Here is a 22,614-nt window from a genome sequence, read left to right on the forward strand (position 1 = left end):
CGCAATAGACTGGTTAATTGCAGGACAAGGTGAAAAATAAAAAAAGATAATTTCTTGTTTTGTGTAAATGTTTTTTATAATATTTGACATGTTGACAGATTATGAAATGAAAGTGAGTGATCCATGTGGATCTAACGCAAATTCAAAACCCTAGTTTTTTGAAAGATATGTCTATCGGTGAACTAGAGGGATTGAGTGAGGATATTCGTAAGTTTTTAATTGAAGAGCTCTCTCAAACAGGTGGACATATTGCACCTAATTTAGGTGTAGTAGAACTCACAATTGCTCTGCATAAATTATTTGATAGTCCGAAAGATAAATTTTTATGGGACGTAGGACATCAATCCTATGTACATAAAATTTTAACAGGACGTGCAAAGGAATTCGGTACATTAAGGCAATATCAAGGTCTATGTGGTTTCCCAAAACGTTGCGAGAGTGAGCATGATGTATGGGAAACTGGCCATAGCTCAACATCATTATCTGCTGCAATGGGAATGGCTCTAGCACGTGATTTAAAGAAAACGAAGGAATATGTTATACCAATCATTGGAGATGGTGCTCTAACCGGCGGAATGGCTTTAGAGGCATTGAACCATATTGGACATGAAAAAACAGACATGATTGTTATTTTGAATGATAATGAAATGTCAATTGCACCAAACGTTGGTGCGCTTCATAATGTACTTGGACGTCTACGTACCGCAGGGAAATACCATTGGGTAAAAGATGAACTAGAGTATATATTAAAGAAAATCCCAGCAGTCGGTGGGAAAGTTGCTGCGACAGCAGAGAAAATAAAAGATAGTCTTAAATATTTACTAGTATCCGGTGTCTTTTTCGAAGAATTAGGCTTTACATATTTAGGTCCAGTTGATGGGCACGATTATGAAAAGTTATTCGAAACGTTGCAATATGCAAAGAAAACAAAAGGCCCAGTGCTTGTTCATGTTATTACGAAAAAAGGAAAAGGTTATAAACCAGCTGAGAGTGATGTTATTGGAACTTGGCATGGAACAGGACCTTATAAAATTGAATCAGGTGACTTCGTTAAACCGAAAGAAGTTGCACCAGCATGGAGTGCTGTTGTTAGTGATACAGTACTTAAGCTAGCGAGAACGGATGAGCGTATCGTTGCAATTACACCTGCAATGCCTGTTGGATCGAAACTTGAGAAATTCCAAAAAGAATTCCCGGATCGTATGATTGATGTAGGTATTGCAGAACAGCATGCTACAACAATGGCGGCGGGTATGGCAACGCAAGGAATGAAGCCATTCTTAGCGATTTATTCAACATTTTTACAAAGAGCATATGATCAAGTTGTTCATGATATATGTCGCCAAAATTTAAATGTCTTCATCGGAATCGATCGCTCTGGTTTAGTAGGAGCAGATGGTGAAACGCATCAAGGGGTATTTGACATCTCATTCTTACGTCATTTGCCGAATATGGTACTTATGATGCCGAAAGATGAAAATGAAGGGCAACATTTAGTATATACGGCGATGCAATATGAAGATGGACCAATCGCATTACGTTATGCGCGCGGTAATGGACTTGGTGTTCATATGGATGAAGAATTAAAGGCGATTCCAATCGGTACTTGGGAAACGTTAAAAGAAGGTACACAAGCGGCTATTTTAACATTTGGTACGACAATACCAATGGCAATGGAAGCAGCTGAGCGTCTTGAAAAGGCTGGAGTTTCAGTGAAAGTAGTGAACGCTCGCTTTATTAAACCGATGGATGAAGCATATTTACATGACCTCTTAGGGAAAAATATACCGATTTTAACGATTGAAGAAGCTTGCTTAATTGGTGGTTTTGGAACGGGAGTAGTTGAATTTGCATCTGAGAACGGGTACCATAGTGCGTTAATTGAACGAATGGGTATTCCAGACCGTTTCATAGAGCACGGTAGTGTAACAAAATTATTAGAAGAAATTGGTTTAACGACAGATGCTGTTGTAGACCGTATTCATACAATGATTCCATCAAAACAAAAAAGGGCGTAACAAATGAGTGCAAAAAAAGAAAGAGTAGATGTACTATTAGTAGAGCGAGGACTTATAGAAACACGTGAGAAAGCAAAACGCGCCGTTATGGCCGGACTTGTATATGCGAATGAGATGAGACTTGATAAGCCAGGAGAGAAGATCCCACAAGATACAGAGATTACGGTGAAGGGACAAGTTATGCCGTATGTAAGCCGTGGTGGTTATAAACTTGAAAAGGCATTGGAGACATTTCACCTGGATTTACAAGATAAAGTTATGATAGATATTGGTTCATCAACTGGTGGCTTTACAGATTGTGCGCTTCAAAACGGAGCGAAATTATCTTATGCATTAGATGTAGGATACAATCAACTTGCGTGGAAATTGCGTCAAGATGAGCGTGTTGTCGTAATGGAACGGACAAACTTCCGTTACGTGACACCAGCAGACTTAGAACGTGGTTTACCGCAATTTGCTAGTATCGATGTTTCATTTATATCATTAAAGCTTATACTGCCGGTTTTAAAAACAATGCTTATGCCTAATGGGGATGTAGCAGCGTTAATTAAACCACAGTTTGAAGCTGGAAGAGAGCAAGTTGGGAAAAAAGGTATCGTTCGTGATCGAAAAGTACATGAGGCTGTCGTAGAAATGATTGTCGACTTTGCTATAAAAGAAGGATACGACGTAGAAGGTTTAACATTCTCACCAATTACGGGCGGGGATGGTAATATTGAATTTTTAATTCATCTGAAATGGCATGGTGAACGTGAGAATGGCGAAAATCATTCTCCAGTTTCTGTTGAGCAAGTAGTTACAGAGGCGCATGATGTCCTAAAACAAAAAGGAAAAGGGGAATAACATATGTTGTTCCTCTTTTTGTTGTAATTGTATAATGATTGTAAAAACAATTGTGTACAAGCAACGAATTATAAGTTAACATAAATAAGTGAAGTATACCAATGTTTAAACTATGGTAAGAGATAGTGTGAGGTGCAAATGTATGAATAAAGGTCAGCGCCATATTAAAATCAGGGAAATTATTGCGAACAAAGAAATTGAAACACAAGATGAATTAGTTGATATTTTACGTAATGAGGGATTTAATGTAACGCAAGCAACAGTATCGCGCGATATTAAAGAACTGCACTTAGTGAAAGTACCATTACATGATGGGCGCTATAAATATAGCTTGCCAGCAGATCAACGATTTAACCCGTTACAAAAATTAAAACGCAATCTAGTGGATTCATTTGTAAAATTAGACACGGCAGGACATATGCTTGTGCTAAAAACACTGCCTGGTAACGCTCATTCACTTGGAGCACTTATTGATCATTTAGAGTGGGATGAGATCATCGGAACCATCTGTGGTGATGATACTTGCTTAATTATTTGCCGTACACCTGAAGATACAGGTGTTGTCTCTGATCGTTTCTTAAATATGTTGTAAAAAAAAATCTTGTTTGCTTTCCTCTGTAAAGTGGAAAGTAAACAGGATTTTTTTATTGGTTAAAAATGTGAATTCTTAATTGTAATATAATATTTTCTTTGAATAAAATTAGAAAATAGGTGGATTGACCCGTAAAACGAATGTTTGGTACAATGGAGCGGTTAGAAAAGTAATTTATACATACAAACATATAGTTTGACTATTTGAATGAAGAACTGAGAAAAGCCCTTAATAGGGGATTAGTTTATAACGAGGTGAATGGGGCATTGTTATCGGAATTATCGATTAGAAACTTTGCTATTATTGAGGCATTAAATATTTCTTTTCAAAAAGGGTTAACGGTTTTAAGTGGTGAAACAGGGGCCGGAAAATCGATTATTATTGATGCGATTAGTTTACTTGTAGGTGGCCGTGGTTCAGCGGAATTTGTTCGATACGGAACAGAAAAAGCTGAGATAGAAGGGCTATTTTATGTAGAAGATGATAAGCATCCGTGTATTGAAAAGGCAGAAGAGTTGGATATAGAAATAGAAGACGGCATGATTATTTTGAAGCGTGATATCGCTGCAAACGGAAAAAGTGTATGTCGTGTAAATGGGAAACTGGTCACCCTTAGTATATTAAAGGAAATTGGAAAAACACTTGTTGATATTCATGGGCAGCACGAAACACAAGATTTAATGAATGAAGAGCGTCATATGTTTATGCTTGATCATTTTGATGGTGATCGCATTGTTAAACAATTGGGTATATATCAAAATGTATACGCTGACTATGAGAAATTAAAAAAACAGTTAAAATCGTTAAGTGAAAATGAACAACAAATGGCGCATCGCTTAGATTTAATTCAATTCCAGCATGAAGAAATCAGTAAGGCGGATTTAAAGATGGATGAAGAGATTGAATTAACTGAGGAACGATTGCAAATTTCTAATTTCGAAAAAATTTTCAAAGCATTAGGCGATGCATATCGCTCATTAAGCGCTGACGGACAAGGGCTAGATAATGTACGAAGCGCAATGGGACAAATGGAGAGTATTACACATTTAGATGAAGTTTATCAAGAAAATCATGATTCAATTGCAAATAGCTACTACTTATTAGAAGAAGTTGCATATCAACTTAGAGAAAAGCTCGATATGATGGAATATGATCCGAAGCGTTTAGACGAAATTGAAACGCGTTTAAATGAAATTCGTATGCTAAAGAGAAAATATGGAAATACTGTAGAAGAGATTTTAGCGTATGCTGATAAAATTGAACAAGAAATTTTTACGATTGAAAATAAAGACGTTCATATTGAAACGACGAAGAAACAATTAAAGGAATTAGAAAGTGTTATTCTGCAAGAAGCAACGTCGTTAAGTAATATGCGTCATGAGCTTGCAGAGCATCTTACAAATGCCATTCATCAGGAATTAAAAGAATTATATATGGAGAAAACAAAATTTGAAGTGAGAATCATGAAGAGAGAAGGAAATGCTGAAGAGCCTCTTGTTGAGGGTGCCCCGGTAAGACTTACGGCGGATGGCTACGATCATGTGGAATTTTATATTTCAACAAATCCAGGTGAGCCGCTAAAACCACTTTCAAAGGTCGCTTCTGGCGGAGAGTTATCTCGTATTATTTTAGCTTTAAAAAGCATTTTTTCTAAGCATCAAGGTGTTGCATCTGTTATTTTTGATGAAGTGGATACTGGTGTAAGTGGTCGGGTTGCACAGGCTATTGCGGAAAAAATTTATCGAGTATCAGTAAACTCGCAAGTACTTTGTATTACGCACTTACCTCAAGTAGCTTCAATGGCGGATTCACATTTATTTATTCGAAAACAAGTAGCGAATGATCGGACAATTACATCAGTTACCGTTTTAACTATGGAGGATAAAGTAACAGAAATAGCTCGAATGATTTCTGGTGTAGAAATTACAGATTTAACGACAGAACATGCGAAAGAATTACTTACGCAAGCGCATCATTTTAAACAGACAGCAGAGGCTATCCAGTAATGGATAGCTTTTTTTCTCAAATAATGATTTCTTAATTCTTCCGGTTATAAATAAAGCACTGCAAGGAGAGATTAAAAAGTGAAGCCAAGAGGCTGAATGTGGGGTAGGAGCGAGGAGAGTGAACAAATTGAGATTAGAAAGATTTCGCAAAATAATAGGTCTTTGTCTCCTTGTTTCTTTAGTTTTTATTGGGTGTTTTAAACCGCTTCGGACGTTTATTTCATCCCCGAAGCAACTTGTTGTTTTTGAAGGGCAACAATCAGAAATAGCTTCATTACCAGTTTTTCAAGCTTCATCTACAGATCGTCATGTGTTTACAGTAAGTTCCAATGAACAAAAACAAGGACTTATGGTAAATCCTCATCAAAATGGTGAAGCAGATATGGTGTTTCAGCTTGCTGGTTTTCCAGTGAAAAAAGTAAATGTGAAAGTATTGAAAGATTTTAAAGTTATTCCAGGTGGACAATCAATTGGTGTGAAGTTAAATACAAAAGGGGTACTTGTTGTAGGCCATCATTTAATTCAGACTGAAAAAGGGAAAGTATCTCCTGGTGAAACAGCTGGTGTGCAAATTGGAGATATGATTACTGAAATTAATGGTAAAACAATTGAAAGAATGAGTGATGTAGCACCATTTATTCATAATAGTGGTGAGACAGGTGAACCGCTTAATCTTGTTTTGTTAAGAGATGGAAAACATATCCGCACTAAGTTAACACCACAAAAAGACAGTGGAGAATCGTCTTATCGTATTGGTTTATATATTCGTGATTCGGCAGCTGGAATCGGAACAATGACATTTGTTCATCCTGATTCTATGAAATATGGGGCACTTGGTCATGTCATTTCTGATAACGATACGAAAAAGCCGATTCAAGTCGAAGATGGACAAATTATGCGTTCGACAGTTACATCAATTGAAAGAGGTAGTCATGGGAATCCAGGAGAGAAATTAGCGAGGTTCTCACCAGATCGTGAAGTGATTGGTAATATTACAATAAATAGTCCATTTGGTATATTCGGGAAATTGAATACAAATATACCAAATGGCGTTATGGATAAAGCGATGCCTATTGCACTATCTCATCAAGTAAAAGAGGGACCGGCAAAAATATTAACAGTTATTGATAAAGATAAAGTGGAAGCGTTTGATATTGAAGTTGTAAGTACAGTACCGCAAAAGTTTCCAGCTACAAAAGGCATGGTAATAAAAGTAACAGACAAACGTTTATTAGCGAAAACGGGTGGTATCGTACAAGGCATGAGCGGAAGTCCAATTGTACAAAACGGGAAAGTAATTGGTGCTGTTACACATGTATTTGTAAATGATCCAACGTCAGGATATGGTGTTCATATTGAATGGATGTTACATGAGGCTGGAATTAACATTTATGAACAAGAAAGAAAAGCGAGCTAATTATTAATTAGCTCGCTTTTCTTTTGAAAAATTCGTTGAAATTTTGTAAAAGCTCCGCAAGAGGTGTTTTTTGTTGTAAAATAAAAGAAAAGGGTTGAACGTTTCGTTGTATTTCTATGATGGAATGTGTTGCGAAAGGGAATAAATGAACGATAAACATATTTTTTTGTGATTTTATCGGAAAGTAACAAACTTTAAAAGGGAATTTTCACACAATTGTCGAACAATTCATGTAGCCTAGAAGGATACACATGTCGGAGAATCGATTCGGTAAGGGAGGAAAAGCTGTGGAGAAAATTAAAGTCTGTCTTGTGGATGATAATAAAGAATTAGTATCAATGCTAGAGAGTTACGTAGCTGCTCAAGATGATATGGAAGTAATTGGTACTGCTTATAATGGTCAAGAGTGTTTAAATTTATTAAATGATAAGCAGCCGGATGTACTTGTTTTAGACATTATTATGCCACATTTAGATGGTTTAGCTGTACTAGAGAAAATGCGAAATATTGAAAGGCTAAGACAGCCTAGCGTAATTATGTTGACAGCATTTGGACAAGAAGATGTGACGACAAAAGCTGTTGACTTAGGTGCTTCATATTTCATATTAAAACCATTTGATATGGAGAATTTAACGAGTCATATTCGTCAAGTGAGCGGTAAGGCGAACGCTACCATTAAACGTCCACTTCCATCTTTCCGTTCAGCAACTACAATAGATGGAAAACCGAAAAACTTAGACGCGAGCATTACGAGTATCATTCATGAAATCGGTGTGCCTGCTCATATTAAAGGGTATATGTACTTAAGGGAAGCAATCTCTATGGTGTACAATGATATCGAATTACTTGGTTCTATTACGAAAGTATTGTATCCAGATATCGCGAAGAAATATAATACAACAGCAAGCCGCGTCGAGCGTGCAATCCGTCACGCAATTGAAGTGGCATGGAGTCGTGGGAATATTGATTCTATCTCGTCCTTATTCGGTTATACAGTATCCATGTCAAAAGCAAAACCTACGAATTCCGAGTTCATCGCAATGGTTGCGGATAAGCTGAGACTTGAACATAAGGCTAGCTGAGAGTAAAGATAGTAAGGGATTTAAGTTTTAGTAAAGCTTAATCATTCTTTAAATTTATACTCGATATTAAATGTAAAACCAATGAACTTTTTATTTAATGACCAATGAATTTTAGAATTCGTTGGTCTTTTTATTTTATTGAGAACAAGAGATCATTTGATATCATGGAAGATAAATCCTGTTTTTAGTAATATTACATATAAGTGAGTTTTTTATAAGATAATTAAATAGGTATAGATAGGGAGAAGGGGAATGAAAAATAAAATATTAACTTGGCTAGGAATAGTAGCAGCTATGGGAGTTCTTGCTGTTGCAGTTACATTTGGAATGTTAGAACTTGCCGATAATCCAGTAGATAAAGAAGTGAATGCTCAAATAGATAAAAAAGAAGATCCAACGATAGTAGGTAGAGAGGTAGATGGAGTCTTTGTTGATGTGTATGTTACTGAAAATTCTATTGAAAGCGAAGTCATTACAGTGATGCATCACATGACTCATCAAAAAGTAGTGGCAGAACGAAAATCAGAATCCATTCCAATGATTCAAAATAATGCTGAAAAATTAAAAAATATCATAAATAAGAGTGGCTTTGCGAAAAAAAATGAGCTTTTAGAGATTGCTGATAGATGGGCGAAAAAAGATTTTAGTCAAATTGTAGAAGATCACAATTATTTCTCGGATGCCCAAGAAGGTAGCACTTGTAAAGCCACTAGAGCGATGGATGCGGTAGAAGAGCAACATTATATATTAACTACATTCGGGGAGGAAAAAGCGAAAGAACTATACGATTCAGGAGATGCGCCACATGTGCAATAAAATGAACCTTTAATTAGTAGGGGCTCCCATCCCGCACCTAACGCCATCGTCAAATTGTGTGCCGGGATTCTTACTGCCTGTAAATAGTGAGATAAACTATAGATTACGAAGAAGCTTCCTTTAAGGGAGTTTTTTTATTTCCTTCGATTTAAGGGTTTTGAGGGAATATATAAATTTATGTGAAAAAATGTAGTGAAAAGAAGGATATGTACAGGAAATACGTGGGTTTGACATCATAATTTCCATAACGTATCATTGATTTGGAAAGTTAGAGATATAGGAGAATAGATGAATGACTTTTAAAAAAATAGTGAATCGAGCTTACCCAATCATTGTTATGACGGTGTTTTTATCTATATTTTCAATGATAGTAAGTAAATTTTTTATCCCCAAAACAATTTTGATGAGTGGTGAATTTCCTTATCCGACTGAGGAGTACACTCCCCAAAAAGTCGGTGCTGTTCTAGCGGCGACGTTGCTTTTATTTGCGCTCTTCTTTATGTATTATAAATGGGTTATTAATAAAATGAAAAGAACGTACACAAATATTATGATTGCTTTAGGTATCGTAATCATTTTGACGACGGAAATAATGATTACTTCTATCGCATTTAACCCTGTTGTAGGAGATTATGCCATCCTTAAACAAGGAATTGTCTCTGTGTTTAATGGAGATAATCAATTTTTAGAAATGGGACAGCTTCTATTTTATCCATATAATACACATATTGTATTATTAGGAGGATATTTTGCTAAATTGGTAGGAAACGTAGATGTGGCGATAAAAATATTACCAATAGTATGTATAACAGGTAGTATTATTTTAAATGTATTGATTGTAAGGAAAATTACAAACTTTAAAGTTGCTCACATATCGATCGTGTTATCTGTGCTAAACATTTATATATATTGGCAGGCGCCAGTTTTCTATACGCATACATTAGTAATATTTTTTATTTCAGCAACGATGTATACATATTTATGTTTGAAAACAGCGGAAACAAAAAGGTTGAAGATTATTTTATGGATTTTATTAGGAGTTTTTGCGGCTTGTACTTATATTATAAGACCGACAGCATTGGCGGTAGCGTTAGCGATTTTAATTGAGAATATTTTTAAATTTCGTAAGGAGTATTCTGTAAAAGTGTTAAGTAGTGTTTTATTTTGTTTAATCCTTATTGTAAGTTTTAAAAGTATAACGACAAAGCTAAATCTCAGTACCGATAATGAAATTGAAAAAATTCCATTCACTCATTGGGTGAAAATGGGGTTGAACAAAGATACGTACGGTGTGTGGAATCAGGCAGATGCAGATTATATTGATGATGAAAACATAAAGAATACGAAGGATTTAAATGAACACAATAAAGAAGTTATAGTGCAGCGTTTCAGTGAATTTGGTGTAACGGGTTATGTACACCATTTAAATGAAAAAATAACTAGAGAATGGGTATCAAGTCAGTTCTCCATGTACCGTATTGGACAATGGTTTGAGCAGAAGAACGACACGATAACTAATTACGTATCGAACTATAGTACAACGAAGTATAAAATCGTTACTGTATATTCGTATGTTATCAAATTATTTGTTTATGTAGCTGTTCTGGCGGCTGTTATACTTTATAAAAAGAAAGATGAAAATGAATCGGAAGTTATACGAATTGCGATGATTAGTACGTTAGGGGTGTTTACTTTCTTATTACTATGGGAAACAGCTCCTCATTATACTTATGAAGCATTTGCATTTATGAATATTCCAGCTTCTTTAGGGTTGTATAAATTGTTTATGATTTTTAATAAAGAAAAGAAACATGCATAATTTGAGTAACTGAAATGAGTAGTAAGAAACCCCTCTTTTATTAAAAGAGGGGTTTTAATTTATTGATTATAAATGTTTGAAAAAAAGATTAAATGGAATCATAGTATATCTGTTAAAGGATTTTAGTAGGGAAGTCATCCGTGATATAATAGAAAATAATAAAAAGCCCTGCAAAACAGGACTGTATTATTCTTCGTCTTTATTTTGTTTTTCTAATTCAACTAACTTTTGAATTAGAATGTGCTGCGGCATATGCATAAGTTGTTCAAGTGGAACACCTAATGCTTTTGATAGGCGGACTGCAGTGTCTGGAGAAATTTGTAATGGTCTCATAGAAGTACCTCCTTTTTCGTATAGTATAGCATAAGATTGGGGGAGTGAGGATGACTCTTATATTTGCACATCGTGGTGCAGCGGGAACGTACCCAGAAAATACAATGATTTCATTTGAAGCAGCTGAATCTTTTAGAGCAGATGGAATTGAGCTTGATGTTCAATTAACGAAAGATGGAAAAGTTGTCGTCATTCATGATGAAACAGTGGACCGGACAACAAATGGAAAAGGTGCGGTTCGTAATTATTTATATGAGGATTTATGTAAATTAGATGCGAGCTATAAATTCGGTGATAAAGTAGGCTTTTGTAAAATACCTCTTTTAGAAGAGGTGTTAGAATGGATTGATAAAACAGAGTTGCTACTTAATATTGAACTGAAAAATAATAAAATTCCATACAGAGGTTTAGAGGAAGAAGTTATAACGCTTGTACGGAAATGTAATCTAGAAGATCGTGTTATATTTTCTTCATTTAATCACTACAGTATGAAAAGGTGTCATATGATGGCTCCTGATATTCAAACAGCGATTTTATATCGTGAAGGTTTGCATAGTCCGTGGGCGTATGCGAAAAAAATGGGCGCTACAGCAGTGCACCCTAATTATCGTTATCTTCAAGATGCTGTTGCTGAATTAACGATGGAAAGTGGTGTAGAGGTTCGGCCCTATACAATAAATGAAGAAACGCTTATGCGTAAATATTTTGATATGAATATTTCGGCGATTATTACTGATTACCCCGAAACAGCAAGAATGTTATTGCCAATAAAAAAATGAGACCGCGTGTAACGGTCTCATTTTTTATTTATAAATAGTGGGGCCTTCCTACCTTCTAAAGCGAGCTTGTACTTTATTTCGTTTACGGTCTCGGTGTAAGACGAAGCCTCCGAAGATATAAAACCCGAGCCCGAAGCAGAGAGCGCCGATTAAAAATTGTAACCATAGTATAGAGAGTGGAGGAAATAGAATCCCGAATACAGTATCTCTCATTAACTTAATGCCAAACACAGCTAATGAAATAGGGATGAGTGCTAATGATAGAGCAAGGTAACGCTGCATATAAACGCTCCTTTTCAGATTATTTTGTTTATTTCAATGATGTTATATGAAAAGGGGGTTTGTCAAGAGGGGGGCTGAACGAGTAAGATAAGGGTGTGAAAAATTTTGCAGAGATACTTCGAGAGGAAGTGTAATATATGAAACAAAAAGTTTTAATTGTTGGTGCAGGTGAAGGTGGTAGTACACTGCTGAATCTGTTACAAAGTTCAAATATATTTCAAATTATAGGGATTATTGATATAAATCCGATAGCAAAGGGATTACAAATGGCTAAGGAGTATGGGGTTACAATTGGAGAGAGTGTAACGCCGTTTCTTTCTATGCATATTGATGTAATGTTTGATATGACGGGTGACGATGATTTACATAAAGATTTAATAAAGAAAAAGCATAAAGATACTCTTCTTATACCAGGTGATATTGCGAAAATTGTTACGAGATTAGCACATGAGAAGGAAGGTTTAATTGGAAAGTTAGAAGAACAGACGCAGCAAGGGGATTTAATTTTAAATTCTACGCATGACGGTATGATTGTAATTGATCGAGAGGGACAAGTACGCCTATTTAATAAAAGTGCAGAGCGTATTATCGGATATAAAAAAGAAGATGCGGTAGGGAAATATATTTTAGAAGTTATTCCGACTAGTAAGTTGCTTCGTATTATACGTACGAAACAAATAGAAGTAAATTATGAACTGACATTAGAAAATGAAAAGAAAATTATTACAACCCGTATTCCAATATTAAAAGAGGGAGGAGAGGTACAAGGGGCATTTGCGATTTTTAAAGATATAACAGAGGTTGTAGATCTTGCGGAAGAAGTTACAGATTTAAAGGAGATTCAAACGTTACTTGAGGCGATTATCAACTCGTCTGAGGAAGCAATTTCGGTCGTGGATGAAAAGGGAAGAGGATTAGTAATTAACCCTGCGTATACGAAATTAACAGGTTTAACAGAAGAGGACATTATTGGGAAACCGGCTACAACTGATATTGTAGAAGGTGAAAGTATGCATATGAAAGTACTTCGAACGCGTAGGGCGGTACGCGGAATACATATGAAGATTGGACAAAAGAAGCGTGATGTAATTGTAAACGTAGCGCCAGTTATAGTGGATGGGATATTGAAAGGAAGCGTTGGTGTAATTCGTGACGTATCAGAAATTCAAAAGTTAACAAATGAATTGAATAGAGCAAGGCAAATTATTCGAACGTTAGAAGCGAAATATTCATTTGATGACATTGTCGGAAATTCAGATGAAACAACGGCCGCTATTGAACAGGCGAAACTTGGAGCGAATACACCGGCAACAGTATTACTACGCGGAGAATCTGGAACGGGTAAAGAATTATTTGCACATGCAATTCATAATGGAAGTAATCGAAAATATAATAAATTCGTCCGGGTAAACTGTGCTGCTATTTCCGAGACTTTATTAGAAAGTGAATTATTCGGTTATGAGGAAGGTGCATTTTCAGGAGCAAAAAGAGGCGGAAAACGAGGTTTTTTTGAGGAAGCGAATAACGGTAGTATCTTTTTAGATGAAATAGGAGAATTGTCTGCAAATACGCAAGCGAAACTCCTTCGCGTGTTGCAAGAAAAAGAAATTGTAAAAGTTGGTGGAACGAAAGCGATACCTATAAATGTCCGGGTAATTGCAGCGACACATGTGAATTTAGAAAAGGGCATTCTAGAAGGAGAGTTTAGAGAGGATTTATATTATCGATTAAATAAAATTCCAATTCAAATTCCGTCTCTTCGTCAGCGAAAAGGAGATATACCGGCAATTGCAGACAGATTGATTCAAAAAATTAACCAAGATTATGGTCGGAATGTAGAGGGGCTCACTGATTCGGCTATTTCATATTTACAATCATATGAATGGCCAGGAAATGTGAGGGAGCTTGAAAACATTTTAGGACGAGCTATTATCTTTATGAATTATAACGAAATATATATTGATGTCCATCATTTACCACCTTTACATACAGAGGAGCAGACTGAGGTAAAACAAAATAACTTATTACCTGAATTAGAAGAAAAGCCACTTGAACAATTAGTGACAGAGTTTGAAGGGCATATCATTCATGAATGTTTAGAGAGGTTTGATGGAAATAAAACAAAAACTGCAAGAGCATTAGGAATTTCGGTTCGAAATTTATATTACAAGCTAGAAAAGTATGAGTGTGCAAAAAATAGCATGCAATAAATTGCGTACCGTGCAATTTATTGCATGGTATACAAAAAGTGACAAAACAAGACAGAATGTTTTGTTATTTTCCAAAGTATTGATTTTGCTGCATTTTGAATGCGTTTTCATTATTGGTAAGACCACTTTTGAAAGTTGGCACGGTATTTGCTTTATAAATAGACGAGGGACGACGGAAAGGGTTGATTACAAAATATGAAGTTAGAACACTTAATTGATCAAGCAGCAGGACAGCCTAAAAAAACTGTGGCTGTAGCAGTAGCTGAAGATCATGAAGTAATTGAAGCTGTAGCGAAAGCTATTAAATTACAGCTAGCTCAATTTCGTCTATATGGAAATCAAGAAAAAATAATGGGGATGCTACAAGAACATGGTTTACAAACTTCAGAACACATTGAAGTGATTGCAGCAGCGTCAAGTGCTGAGGCTGCAGAACTTTCTGTTAAAGCTGTAAGAAATGGCGAAGCAGATGTGCTTATGAAGGGAAACATCCCAACAGCAAATATTTTGAAAGCTGTATTAAATAAAGAGTGGGGACTTCGTAAAGGTAGCGCACTTTCACACGTTGCAGCATTTGAAGTTCCAAATTACGATCGTCTTATCTTTGTTACAGATGCAGCGATGAACATTGCACCTGATGTAACACAAAAAGCTGCTATTATACAGAATACTGTAGAAGTTGCCCAGGCAATAGGAATAGATTTGCCAAAGGTAGCACCAATTGCAGCAGTAGAGGTTGTGAATCCTGCGATGCAAGCGACAATTGATGCCGCGATGTTAACTCAAATGAATCGCCGCGGACAAATTAAAAATTGTGTCGTTGATGGACCACTTGCTTTAGATAATGCAGTATCACAAATTGCAGCAGAACATAAAGGCATAGTAAGTGATGTAACAGGTAAAGCAGACATTTTACTCGTCCCAACGATTGAAGCTGGAAATGTGCTATACAAATCACTCGTATACTTTGCGGATGCAAAAGTAGGAGCTATGATTGCTGGCGCAAAAGCACCGATTGTTTTAACATCTCGTGCTGATTCAGCAGAAACAAAAGTATATTCATTAGCATTGGCAGTTACGACTGCTTCAAAATAAACCAAACAGGGTAAAACACTAGGGGGAAACGACAATGACATTAGAAATCTTCGAATACTTAGAAAAATATGATTATGAGCAAGTAGTATTTTGTCAAGATAAAGAATCTGGTTTAAAAGCAATCATCGCAATTCATGATACAACACTTGGACCAGCTCTTGGTGGAACAAGAATGTGGACATATGATTCTGAAGAAGCGGCGATTGAAGATGCATTGCGTCTTGCAAAAGGGATGACATACAAAAACGCAGCAGCTGGCTTAAACTTAGGTGGTGCGAAAACAGTAATTATCGGTGATCCACGTAAAGATAAGAGCGAAGCGATGTTCCGTGCATTAGGACGATACATTCAAGGACTAAACGGACGTTACATTACAGCTGAAGATGTTGGTACAACAGTAGATGATATGGATATTATTCACGAAGAAACTGATTTTGTAACAGGTATTTCACCATCATTCGGTTCTTCTGGTAACCCATCTCCAGTAACCGCATACGGTGTTTATCGTGGTATGAAAGCAGCTGCGAAAGAGGCTTTCGGTACTGATAATTTAGAAGGAAAAGTAATTGCTGTTCAAGGTGTTGGTAACGTAGCGTATCACCTATGCAAACATTTACATGCTGAAGGAGCAAAATTAATCGTTACAGATATTAATAAAGAAGCTGTACAACGCGCGGTAGAAGAATTCGGTGCATCAGCAGTTGAGCCAAATGAAATTTACGGTGTCGAATGTGATATTTACGCACCATGTGCATTAGGCGCAACAGTTAATGACGAAACTATTCCACAACTTAAAGCAAAAGTAATCGCAGGTTCTGCAAATAACCAATTAAAAGAAAATCGTCACGGCGACATGATTCATGAAATGGGTATTGTATACGCACCAGACTATGTTATTAATGCTGGTGGTGTAATTAACGTAGCAGACGAATTATATGGATACAATAGAGAACGTGCACTAAAACGTGTTGAGTCTATTTATGACACAATTGCAAAAGTAATCGAAATTTCAAAACGCGATGGCATTGCAACTTATGTAGCAGCAGATCGTTTAGCTGAAGAGCGCATTGCAAGCTTGAAAAACTCTCGTAGCACATACTTACGCAACGGTCACGACATTATTAGCCGTCGCTAATCATTCATATATTACTTTTACAAAAGGTGTGGTTACCTCTTATGAGGTTTCCACCTCCTTTTGAATTTATTAGTGGAGGTAGCAACAGTGTCTTTAAATCGAATTCTTGTTATTAATCCGGGTAGTACATCCACAAAAATTGGTGTTTTTGATAATGAAAGGCCCGTTTTAGAAGAAACTATTCGTCATGACGAAGAACAAATTGGAAAATATAAGAGAATTATCGATCAATATGAGTTTCGCAAAGAAACGATTTTAGAAGTTCTACATTCTCACGGTATTAACATTTCAAAGTTAAACGCAGTTTGTGGGCGTGGGGGATTACTTCGTCCAATCGAAGGCGGAACATACACAGTAAACGATTCGATGTTAGAAGATTTGAAAAATGGGTTTAGCGGTCATCATGCTTCAAACCTTGGAGGCATTTTAGCATATGAAATCGCTTCTGGATTAAATATTCCGGCATTCATAGTAGATCCTGTCGTTGTAGATGAAATGGAGCCGGTTGCTCGTATAAGTGGTATTGCTGGTATGGAACGTAAAAGTATTTTCCATGCATTAAACCAAAAAGCAGTTGCTCGTAAAGTGGCTGAAGAATTAAATCATAAATACGAGGATTTAAATTTATTAGTTACACATATGGGTGGCGGTATTACAGTTGGTGCTCATAAAAAAGGAAAAGTTATTGATGTGAATAACGGCTTAAACGGAGAAGGCCCATTTAGTCCAGAGCGTGCGGGTACAGTACCGGTAGGGCAATTAGTGGAGATGTGTTTCTCTGGTGAGTATTACCGTGACGAAATGGTTAAAAAACTTGTTGGACAAGGTGGACTTGTAAGCCTAATCGGTACAAATGATGCGATCAAAGTAGAACAAATGGTTGAAAAAGGTGATCCGGAAGCAACTCTTATTTATAAAGCAATGGCATATCAAGTTGCAAAAGAGATTGGCGGAGCTAGCGCTGTACTTCACGGGAAAATTGATGCAATCGTTTTAACTGGTGGACTTGCGTACAGTAAAATTCTTGTTGATGAAATAAAAGAACGTGTTGACTGGATTGCAGATGTTATCGTACATCCAGGGGAAGATGAATTACAAGCATTAGCAGAAGGAGCACTTCGTGTATTACGTGAAGAAGAAGCGCCGAAAGAGTATGTTGTACGAGAAAAACAAACAGTAGCTAGGGGTTGAGATAATGGCAAGAGAATATGATTTAGTCATCGTTGGCGGCGGTACTGGTGGATATGTTGCTGCTATTCGAGCATCACAACTAGGTTTAAAAACTGCACTTGTTGAAAAAGAAAATCTTGGTGGTACTTGTTTGCACAAAGGATGTATTCCTAGTAAAGCTCTTTTACGTAGTGCGGAAGTATACGCAACTGCTAAAAAAAGCGAAGAGTTCGGAGTTATTGCAAGTAATGTAGAACTAAACTTTGCGAAAGTGCAAGAGCGTAAAGAGAAGATTGTAACGCAACTTCATAAAGGTGTTCAACACTTAATGAAACAAGGTAAAATTGATGTGTTTGAAGGTATCGGCCGTATTCTTGGCCCATCTATTTTCTCTCCAATGCCAGGGACAATTTCAGTTGAACTTGCAAGTGGAGAAGAGAATGAAATGTTAATTCCAAAAAATGTACTTGTTGCAACAGGTTCTCGTCCGAATTCATTACCAGGTTTAGAATTAGACGGAGAGTATGTAATGTCTTCCGATCATGCCCTAAAAATGGAAACGCTTCCTAGCTCAATTATTATCGTTGGTGGCGGTGTAATCGGTATTGAGTGGGCATCTATGCTTGCTGACTTCGGTGTAGAAGTTACAGTATTAGAGTATGCGAAAACGATATTACCACTAGAAGATCAGGACGTTTCAAAAGAAATGCAACGTCTATTCAAGAAAAAAGGTATTAAAGTGGTAACTGGTGCAAAAGTATTACCAGAAACATTGGTAAAAGATAACGGAGTAACAATTCAAGCTGAACATAACGGTGAGAATAAAGAATTTAAAGCAGAAAAAATGCTTGTATCTGTAGGAAGACAAGCCAATACGCAAAATATTGGTTTAGAGAATACGGATATCGTTGTGGAAAAAGGATACATTCAAACAAATGAGTTTTATCAAACGAAAGAATCTCATATTTACGCAATCGGAGATGTAATCGGCGGCTTACAACTTGCTCACGTTGCTTCTCATGAAGGAATTGTTGCAGTAGAACATATTGCTGGTAAAGAAGTTACACCAATTGATTACTCTATGGTATCAAAATGCGTATATAGCAGTCCAGAAGTTGCTTCTGTCGGTTTAACAGAACAAGAAGCGAAAGAAAAAGGCTATAAGTTAAAAGTAGGTAAGTTCTCATTCCGTGCAATCGGAAAAGCACTTGTATACGGCGAATCAGATGGTTTCGTAAAACTTGTAGTTGATGAAGAAACAAATGACATTCTTGGTGTTCATATGATTGGACCACATGTAACAGATATGATTTCTGAAGCTGGTCTTGCAAGAGTACTTGATGCAACACCGTGGGAAGTAGCACATACAATTCATCCGCATCCATCATTATCTGAGGCGATTGGTGAAGCAGCATTAGCTGTAGATGGAAAAGCGTTACACGCATAAAAATGTGGATTTAGGAGGTTATGAAAAATGGCAGAAGTAAAAGAAAAGCGCCATGAAGAGCTTGGCTTAAGTGATGAGCAAGTATTAGAAATGTTCCGTACGATGTTACTTGCACGTAAAATCGACGAACGTATGTGGTTATTAAACCGTGCGGGTAAAATTCCATTCGTAATTTCTTGTCAAGGACAAGAGGCTGCACAAGTTGGAGCAGCATTCGCTCTTGATAGAGAGAAAGATTATGCATTACCATACTACCGTGATATGGGTGTTGTACTAGCGTTCGGTATGACAGCTAAAGAGCTTATGTTGTCTGCTTTCGCGAAAGCTGGAGATCCAAACTCTGGTGGTCGTCAAATGCCTGGTCACTTCGGTCAAAAGAAAAATCGTATTGTGACAGGATCATCTCCAGTAACAACGCAAGTACCACATGCAGTTGGTATTGCATTGGCTGGAAAAATGGAAAAGAAAGATTTAGTAACGTTTGTTACATTTGGAGAAGGTTCTTCAAACCAAGGTGACTTCCATGAAGGGGCAAACTTTGCTGGTGTACACAAACTACCTGTTATTTTCATGTGTGAAAATAATAAATACGCAATCTCTATTCCAGTTGAAAAACAATTAGCATGTAAAAACGTATCAGACCGTGCAATTGGTTACGGTATGCCTGGATATACAATAGACGGAAACGATCCACTTGCAGTATATAAAGCTGTAAAAGAGGCAGCAGACCGCGGCCGTCGTGGTGAAGGCCCAACTTTAATTGAAACAGTATCATATCGTTTAACAGCACATTCTAGTGACGACGATGATCGTGTTTATCGTGATAAAGAAGAAGTAGAAGAAGCAAAGAAAAAAGATTCAATCATAACATTTGCAGCTTATTTAAAAGAAGCTGGCGTGTTAACTGAGGAATTTGAAAAACAAATGTTAGATGAAATTATGCATATCGTAAATGAAGCAACAGAATATGCAGAAAATGCTCCGTATGCAGCACCTGAAGATGCATTGAAGCACGTATACGCAGAATAGGGGGGAACGTTTCATGGCTGTAATGTCTTATATTGATGCTATTACATTAGCAATGCGCGAAGAAATGGAACGCGATGAGAAAGTATTTGTTTTAGGTGAAGATGTTGGTAAAAAAGGTGGCGTATTTAAAGCGACACACGGATTATATGATCAATTTGGTGAAGATCGTGCGCTTGATGCACCGCTTGCAGAATCTGCAATTGCTGGGGTAGCAATTGGTGCGGCAATGTATGGTATGCGTCCAATCGCTGAAATGCAGTTTGCTGATTTCATCATGCCAGCAGTAAACCAAATTGTTTCTGAGGCAGCAAAAATTCGTTATCGTTCTAATAACGATTGGACTTGTCCAGTTACAATTCGTGCGCCATTTGGCGGCGGTGTTCACGGTGCATTGTATCATTCACAATCTGTGGAAGCGATGTTTGCGAACCAACCAGGTTTAAAAATTGTCATTCCTTCTACACCGTATGATGCAAAAGGTTTATTAAAAGCAGCAATTCGTGATGAAGATCCAGTATTATTCTTTGAGCATAAGCGTGCATATCGCTTAATTAAAGGTGAAGTGCCAGAGGATGATTACGTATTACCAATCGGAAAAGCAGATGTAAAACGCGAAGGTGATGATATTACTGTTATCACGTACGGATTATGTGTTCACTTTGCTCTTCAAGCAGCTGAAAAGTTAGCGCAAGATGGCATCTCTGCACATGTTCTTGATTTACGTACTGTATATCCATTAGATAAAGAAGCAATCATTGAAGCAGCTTCTAAAACAGGTAAAGTTCTTCTTGTAACAGAGGACAATAAAGAAGGAAGTATTATAAGTGAAGTGGCAGCAATTATTGCTGAAAACTGTCTGTTTGATTTAGATGCGCCAATCGCACGTCTTGCAGGTCCAGACGTTCCAGCAATGCCATATGCACCAACAATGGAAAAATTCTTTATGGTAAATCCAGATAAAGTTGAAAAAGCAATGCGTGAACTTGCGGAATTTTAATCGGGGGGACTATACATGGCTGTAGAAAATATCACAATGCCTCAGCTCGGGGAGAGCGTTACAGAGGGTACAATTAGTAAATGGCTCGTTAATGTTGGCGATCATGTAAACAAGTATGATCCACTTGCAGAAGTAATGACTGATAAAGTAAATGCTGAAGTACCATCTTCTTTCACTGGTATTGTGAAAGAATTAATTGCTGGTGAAGGTGAGACGTTAGCTGTAGGTGAAGTAGTTTGTGTTATTCAAGTAGAAGGCGCAGATGAAGTAGCAGCGACAGCTGTTGAGGAAAAAACAAAAGAAGAACCAAAGTCAGAAGTAGCTACGTCTGAAAAAGCACCGAAAGCAAAACAACCAACTGATGGAAAACCACGTTTTTCACCAGCTGTTTTAAAACTTGCAGGTGAGCATAATGTTGATTTAGATTTAGTAGAAGGTACGGGAGCAAATGGCCGTATCACTCGTAAAGATATTTTAAAGCTAGTGGAATCTGGAAATATTCCGCAAGCAGGTGCGAAGAAAGAGGAAGCGGTAGCAGCAGTAGTAGAAGTGCGTCCAGAAGCACCAAAAGCAGCGCCAGTAGCACAAAAAGTAGAAGCTGCAAAACCAGTTTCTGTACCAACAATGCCTGGCGATATCGAAATTCCAGTAACAGGTGTGCGTAAAGCAATTGCAGCGAACATGTTACGTAGTAAACACGAAGCGCCACATGCTTGGATGATGATTGAAGTAGATGTGACAAACCTTGTGTCATACCGTAATTCAATTAAAGGTGATTTCAAAAAGCGCGAAGGCTTTAATTTAACGTTCTTTGCTTTCTTCGTAAAAGCAGTAGCGCAAGCGTTAAAAGAGTATCCTCAAATCAATTCAATGTGGGCTGGCGATAAGATCGTTCAGAAGAAAGATATTAACCTTTCTATCGCTGTTGCAACAGAGGACGAACTATTTGTACCAGTAATTAAACACGCGGATGAGAAGACGATTAAAGGTATCGCTCGTGAAATTACAGAGCTTGCAGGAAAAGTACGTACGAAATCGTTAAAAGCGGACGAAATGCAAGGTGGAACATTTACAATTAATAACACAGGATCATTTGGTTCTGTTCAATCTATGGGTATTATTAATTATCCACAAGCGGCTATTTTACAAGTTGAATCAATTGTAAAACGCCCAGTAATTATGGATAATGGTATGTTCGGTGCTCGCGACATGGTTAACTTATGTTTATCACTTGATCACCGTGTACTAGATGGCTTAATTTGTGGTAAGTTCTTAGGACGTGTAAAAGAAATTTTAGAGAATACGTCAGAAAATAATACATCTGTATATTAATAAAAAGCTCGCTTATGCGAGCTTTTTATCATCTTATTTCTTCATCTACATTCTACTATATGTATAATATCTTCCCCAGTAATCTTACAATGAACGATTATGTATTAGGAATTTATGAAAATACATTGCTGATATATGGTATATGGATATAAAATAAGAAAAGAATAATTTTTTTGGCAAATCTTACTGACGAAACTGTAGTATAATATATT

At 36.9% G+C, this 22,614-nt stretch carries 19 protein-coding genes; 17 read left to right on the forward strand and 2 right to left on the reverse strand.

All coding sequences use genetic code 11. The features are described from left to right. The first annotated feature begins 125 nt into the window (after positions 1-125). The 8 genes from dxs (at position 126) to QCI46_RS06470 (ending at position 10,593) form a co-directional block, all read left to right on the forward strand. Positions 126-2,018 (forward strand): 1-deoxy-D-xylulose-5-phosphate synthase, encoded by a 1,893-nt coding sequence (gene dxs, locus QCI46_RS06435; RefSeq protein ID WP_046956368.1) that lies wholly within the window; start codon positions 126-128, stop codon positions 2,016-2,018. Positions 2,019-2,021: 3 nt separating this feature from the next. Beyond that, positions 2,022-2,861 carry a TlyA family RNA methyltransferase gene (locus QCI46_RS06440; RefSeq protein WP_001274751.1) on the forward strand — a complete coding sequence of 280 codons (840 nt, stop codon included), beginning with the start codon at positions 2,022-2,024 and terminating at the stop codon, positions 2,859-2,861. 142 nt (positions 2,862-3,003) lie between these two features. Continuing rightward, positions 3,004-3,453, forward strand: coding sequence for an arginine repressor ArgR (gene argR / locus QCI46_RS06445; RefSeq protein ID WP_001032581.1), 450 nt, complete (start codon positions 3,004-3,006; stop codon positions 3,451-3,453). Between the two features lie 266 nt (positions 3,454-3,719). Further along, positions 3,720-5,459: a DNA repair protein RecN gene (gene recN / locus QCI46_RS06450; RefSeq protein WP_353839821.1), complete on the forward strand. Its 1,740-nt coding sequence runs from the start codon at positions 3,720-3,722 to the stop codon at positions 5,457-5,459. Positions 5,460-5,577: 118 nt separating this feature from the next. After that, positions 5,578-6,876: a SpoIVB peptidase gene (gene spoIVB, locus QCI46_RS06455; RefSeq protein ID WP_002096319.1), complete on the forward strand. Its 1,299-nt coding sequence runs from the start codon at positions 5,578-5,580 to the stop codon at positions 6,874-6,876. A gap of 287 nt (positions 6,877-7,163) precedes the next feature. Further along, positions 7,164-7,958 (forward strand): sporulation transcription factor Spo0A, encoded by a 795-nt coding sequence (gene spo0A, locus QCI46_RS06460; protein WP_033658812.1) that lies wholly within the window; start codon positions 7,164-7,166, stop codon positions 7,956-7,958. Between the two features lie 252 nt (positions 7,959-8,210). Further along, the gene (locus QCI46_RS06465) at positions 8,211-8,774 is read left to right on the forward strand and encodes a PRK06770 family protein (protein ID WP_353839822.1); all 564 of its coding nucleotides are present in this window, start codon (positions 8,211-8,213) and stop codon (positions 8,772-8,774) included. 292 nt (positions 8,775-9,066) lie between these two features. Then, on the forward strand, positions 9,067-10,593 hold the full coding sequence (locus QCI46_RS06470; protein WP_353839823.1) for a glycosyltransferase family protein: 1,527 nt from the start codon (positions 9,067-9,069) through the stop codon (positions 10,591-10,593). A 186-nt stretch (positions 10,594-10,779) separates the two neighbouring features. On the opposite strand, the gene QCI46_RS06475 is transcribed toward QCI46_RS06470, so the two are convergent. Then, entirely contained in the window at positions 10,780-10,926 is a 147-nt protein-coding gene (locus QCI46_RS06475; protein ID WP_001247671.1) for a YycC family protein, read from the reverse strand. Between the two features lie 50 nt (positions 10,927-10,976). On the opposite strand from QCI46_RS06475, the gene QCI46_RS06480 reads away from it, so the two are divergent. Beyond that, positions 10,977-11,705 carry a glycerophosphodiester phosphodiesterase gene (locus QCI46_RS06480; protein ID WP_048546379.1) on the forward strand — a complete coding sequence of 243 codons (729 nt, stop codon included), beginning with the start codon at positions 10,977-10,979 and terminating at the stop codon, positions 11,703-11,705. 48 nt (positions 11,706-11,753) lie between these two features. Here QCI46_RS06480 and QCI46_RS06485 read toward each other — a convergent pair whose 3' ends face one another. After that, the gene (locus QCI46_RS06485) at positions 11,754-11,987 is read right to left on the reverse strand and encodes a DUF2627 domain-containing protein (protein ID WP_001190198.1); all 234 of its coding nucleotides are present in this window, start codon (positions 11,985-11,987) and stop codon (positions 11,754-11,756) included. A gap of 137 nt (positions 11,988-12,124) precedes the next feature. On the opposite strand from QCI46_RS06485, the gene QCI46_RS06490 reads away from it, so the two are divergent. From QCI46_RS06490 to QCI46_RS06525, 8 genes are all read left to right on the forward strand, one after another. Beyond that, the gene (locus tag QCI46_RS06490; RefSeq protein WP_097907884.1) at positions 12,125-14,197 is read left to right on the forward strand and encodes a sigma-54 interaction domain-containing protein; all 2,073 of its coding nucleotides are present in this window, start codon (positions 12,125-12,127) and stop codon (positions 14,195-14,197) included. Positions 14,198-14,392: 195 nt separating this feature from the next. Beyond that, complete coding sequence (gene yqiS, locus QCI46_RS06495) at positions 14,393-15,292, forward strand: phosphate butyryltransferase (protein ID WP_353839824.1); 900 nt, start codon at positions 14,393-14,395, stop codon at positions 15,290-15,292. Between the two features lie 34 nt (positions 15,293-15,326). After that, positions 15,327-16,427 (forward strand): leucine dehydrogenase, encoded by a 1,101-nt coding sequence (locus QCI46_RS06500; RefSeq protein ID WP_000171359.1) that lies wholly within the window; start codon positions 15,327-15,329, stop codon positions 16,425-16,427. Between the two features lie 87 nt (positions 16,428-16,514). Next, positions 16,515-17,618 (forward strand): butyrate kinase, encoded by a 1,104-nt coding sequence (gene buk, locus QCI46_RS06505; RefSeq protein WP_000056197.1) that lies wholly within the window; start codon positions 16,515-16,517, stop codon positions 17,616-17,618. A 4-nt stretch (positions 17,619-17,622) separates the two neighbouring features. Then, the gene (gene lpdA, locus QCI46_RS06510) at positions 17,623-19,044 is read left to right on the forward strand and encodes a dihydrolipoyl dehydrogenase (protein WP_000090438.1); all 1,422 of its coding nucleotides are present in this window, start codon (positions 17,623-17,625) and stop codon (positions 19,042-19,044) included. Between the two features lie 27 nt (positions 19,045-19,071). Then, on the forward strand, positions 19,072-20,073 hold the full coding sequence (gene bfmBAA, locus QCI46_RS06515) for a 3-methyl-2-oxobutanoate dehydrogenase subunit alpha (protein ID WP_000852549.1): 1,002 nt from the start codon (positions 19,072-19,074) through the stop codon (positions 20,071-20,073). A gap of 13 nt (positions 20,074-20,086) precedes the next feature. Next, on the forward strand, positions 20,087-21,070 hold the full coding sequence (gene bfmBAB, locus QCI46_RS06520; protein WP_000290073.1) for a 3-methyl-2-oxobutanoate dehydrogenase subunit beta: 984 nt from the start codon (positions 20,087-20,089) through the stop codon (positions 21,068-21,070). Positions 21,071-21,085: 15 nt separating this feature from the next. Further along, a complete protein-coding gene (locus tag QCI46_RS06525; RefSeq protein ID WP_075308081.1) occupies positions 21,086-22,402 on the forward strand; it encodes a dihydrolipoamide acetyltransferase family protein in 1,317 nt (438 codons plus the stop codon). Positions 22,403-22,614 lie beyond the last annotated feature (212 nt).

It is taken from the genome of Bacillus cereus group sp. RP32, from assembly GCF_040459735.1.
Classification (GTDB): Bacteria; Bacillota; Bacilli; order Bacillales; family Bacillaceae_G; genus Bacillus_A; species Bacillus_A wiedmannii.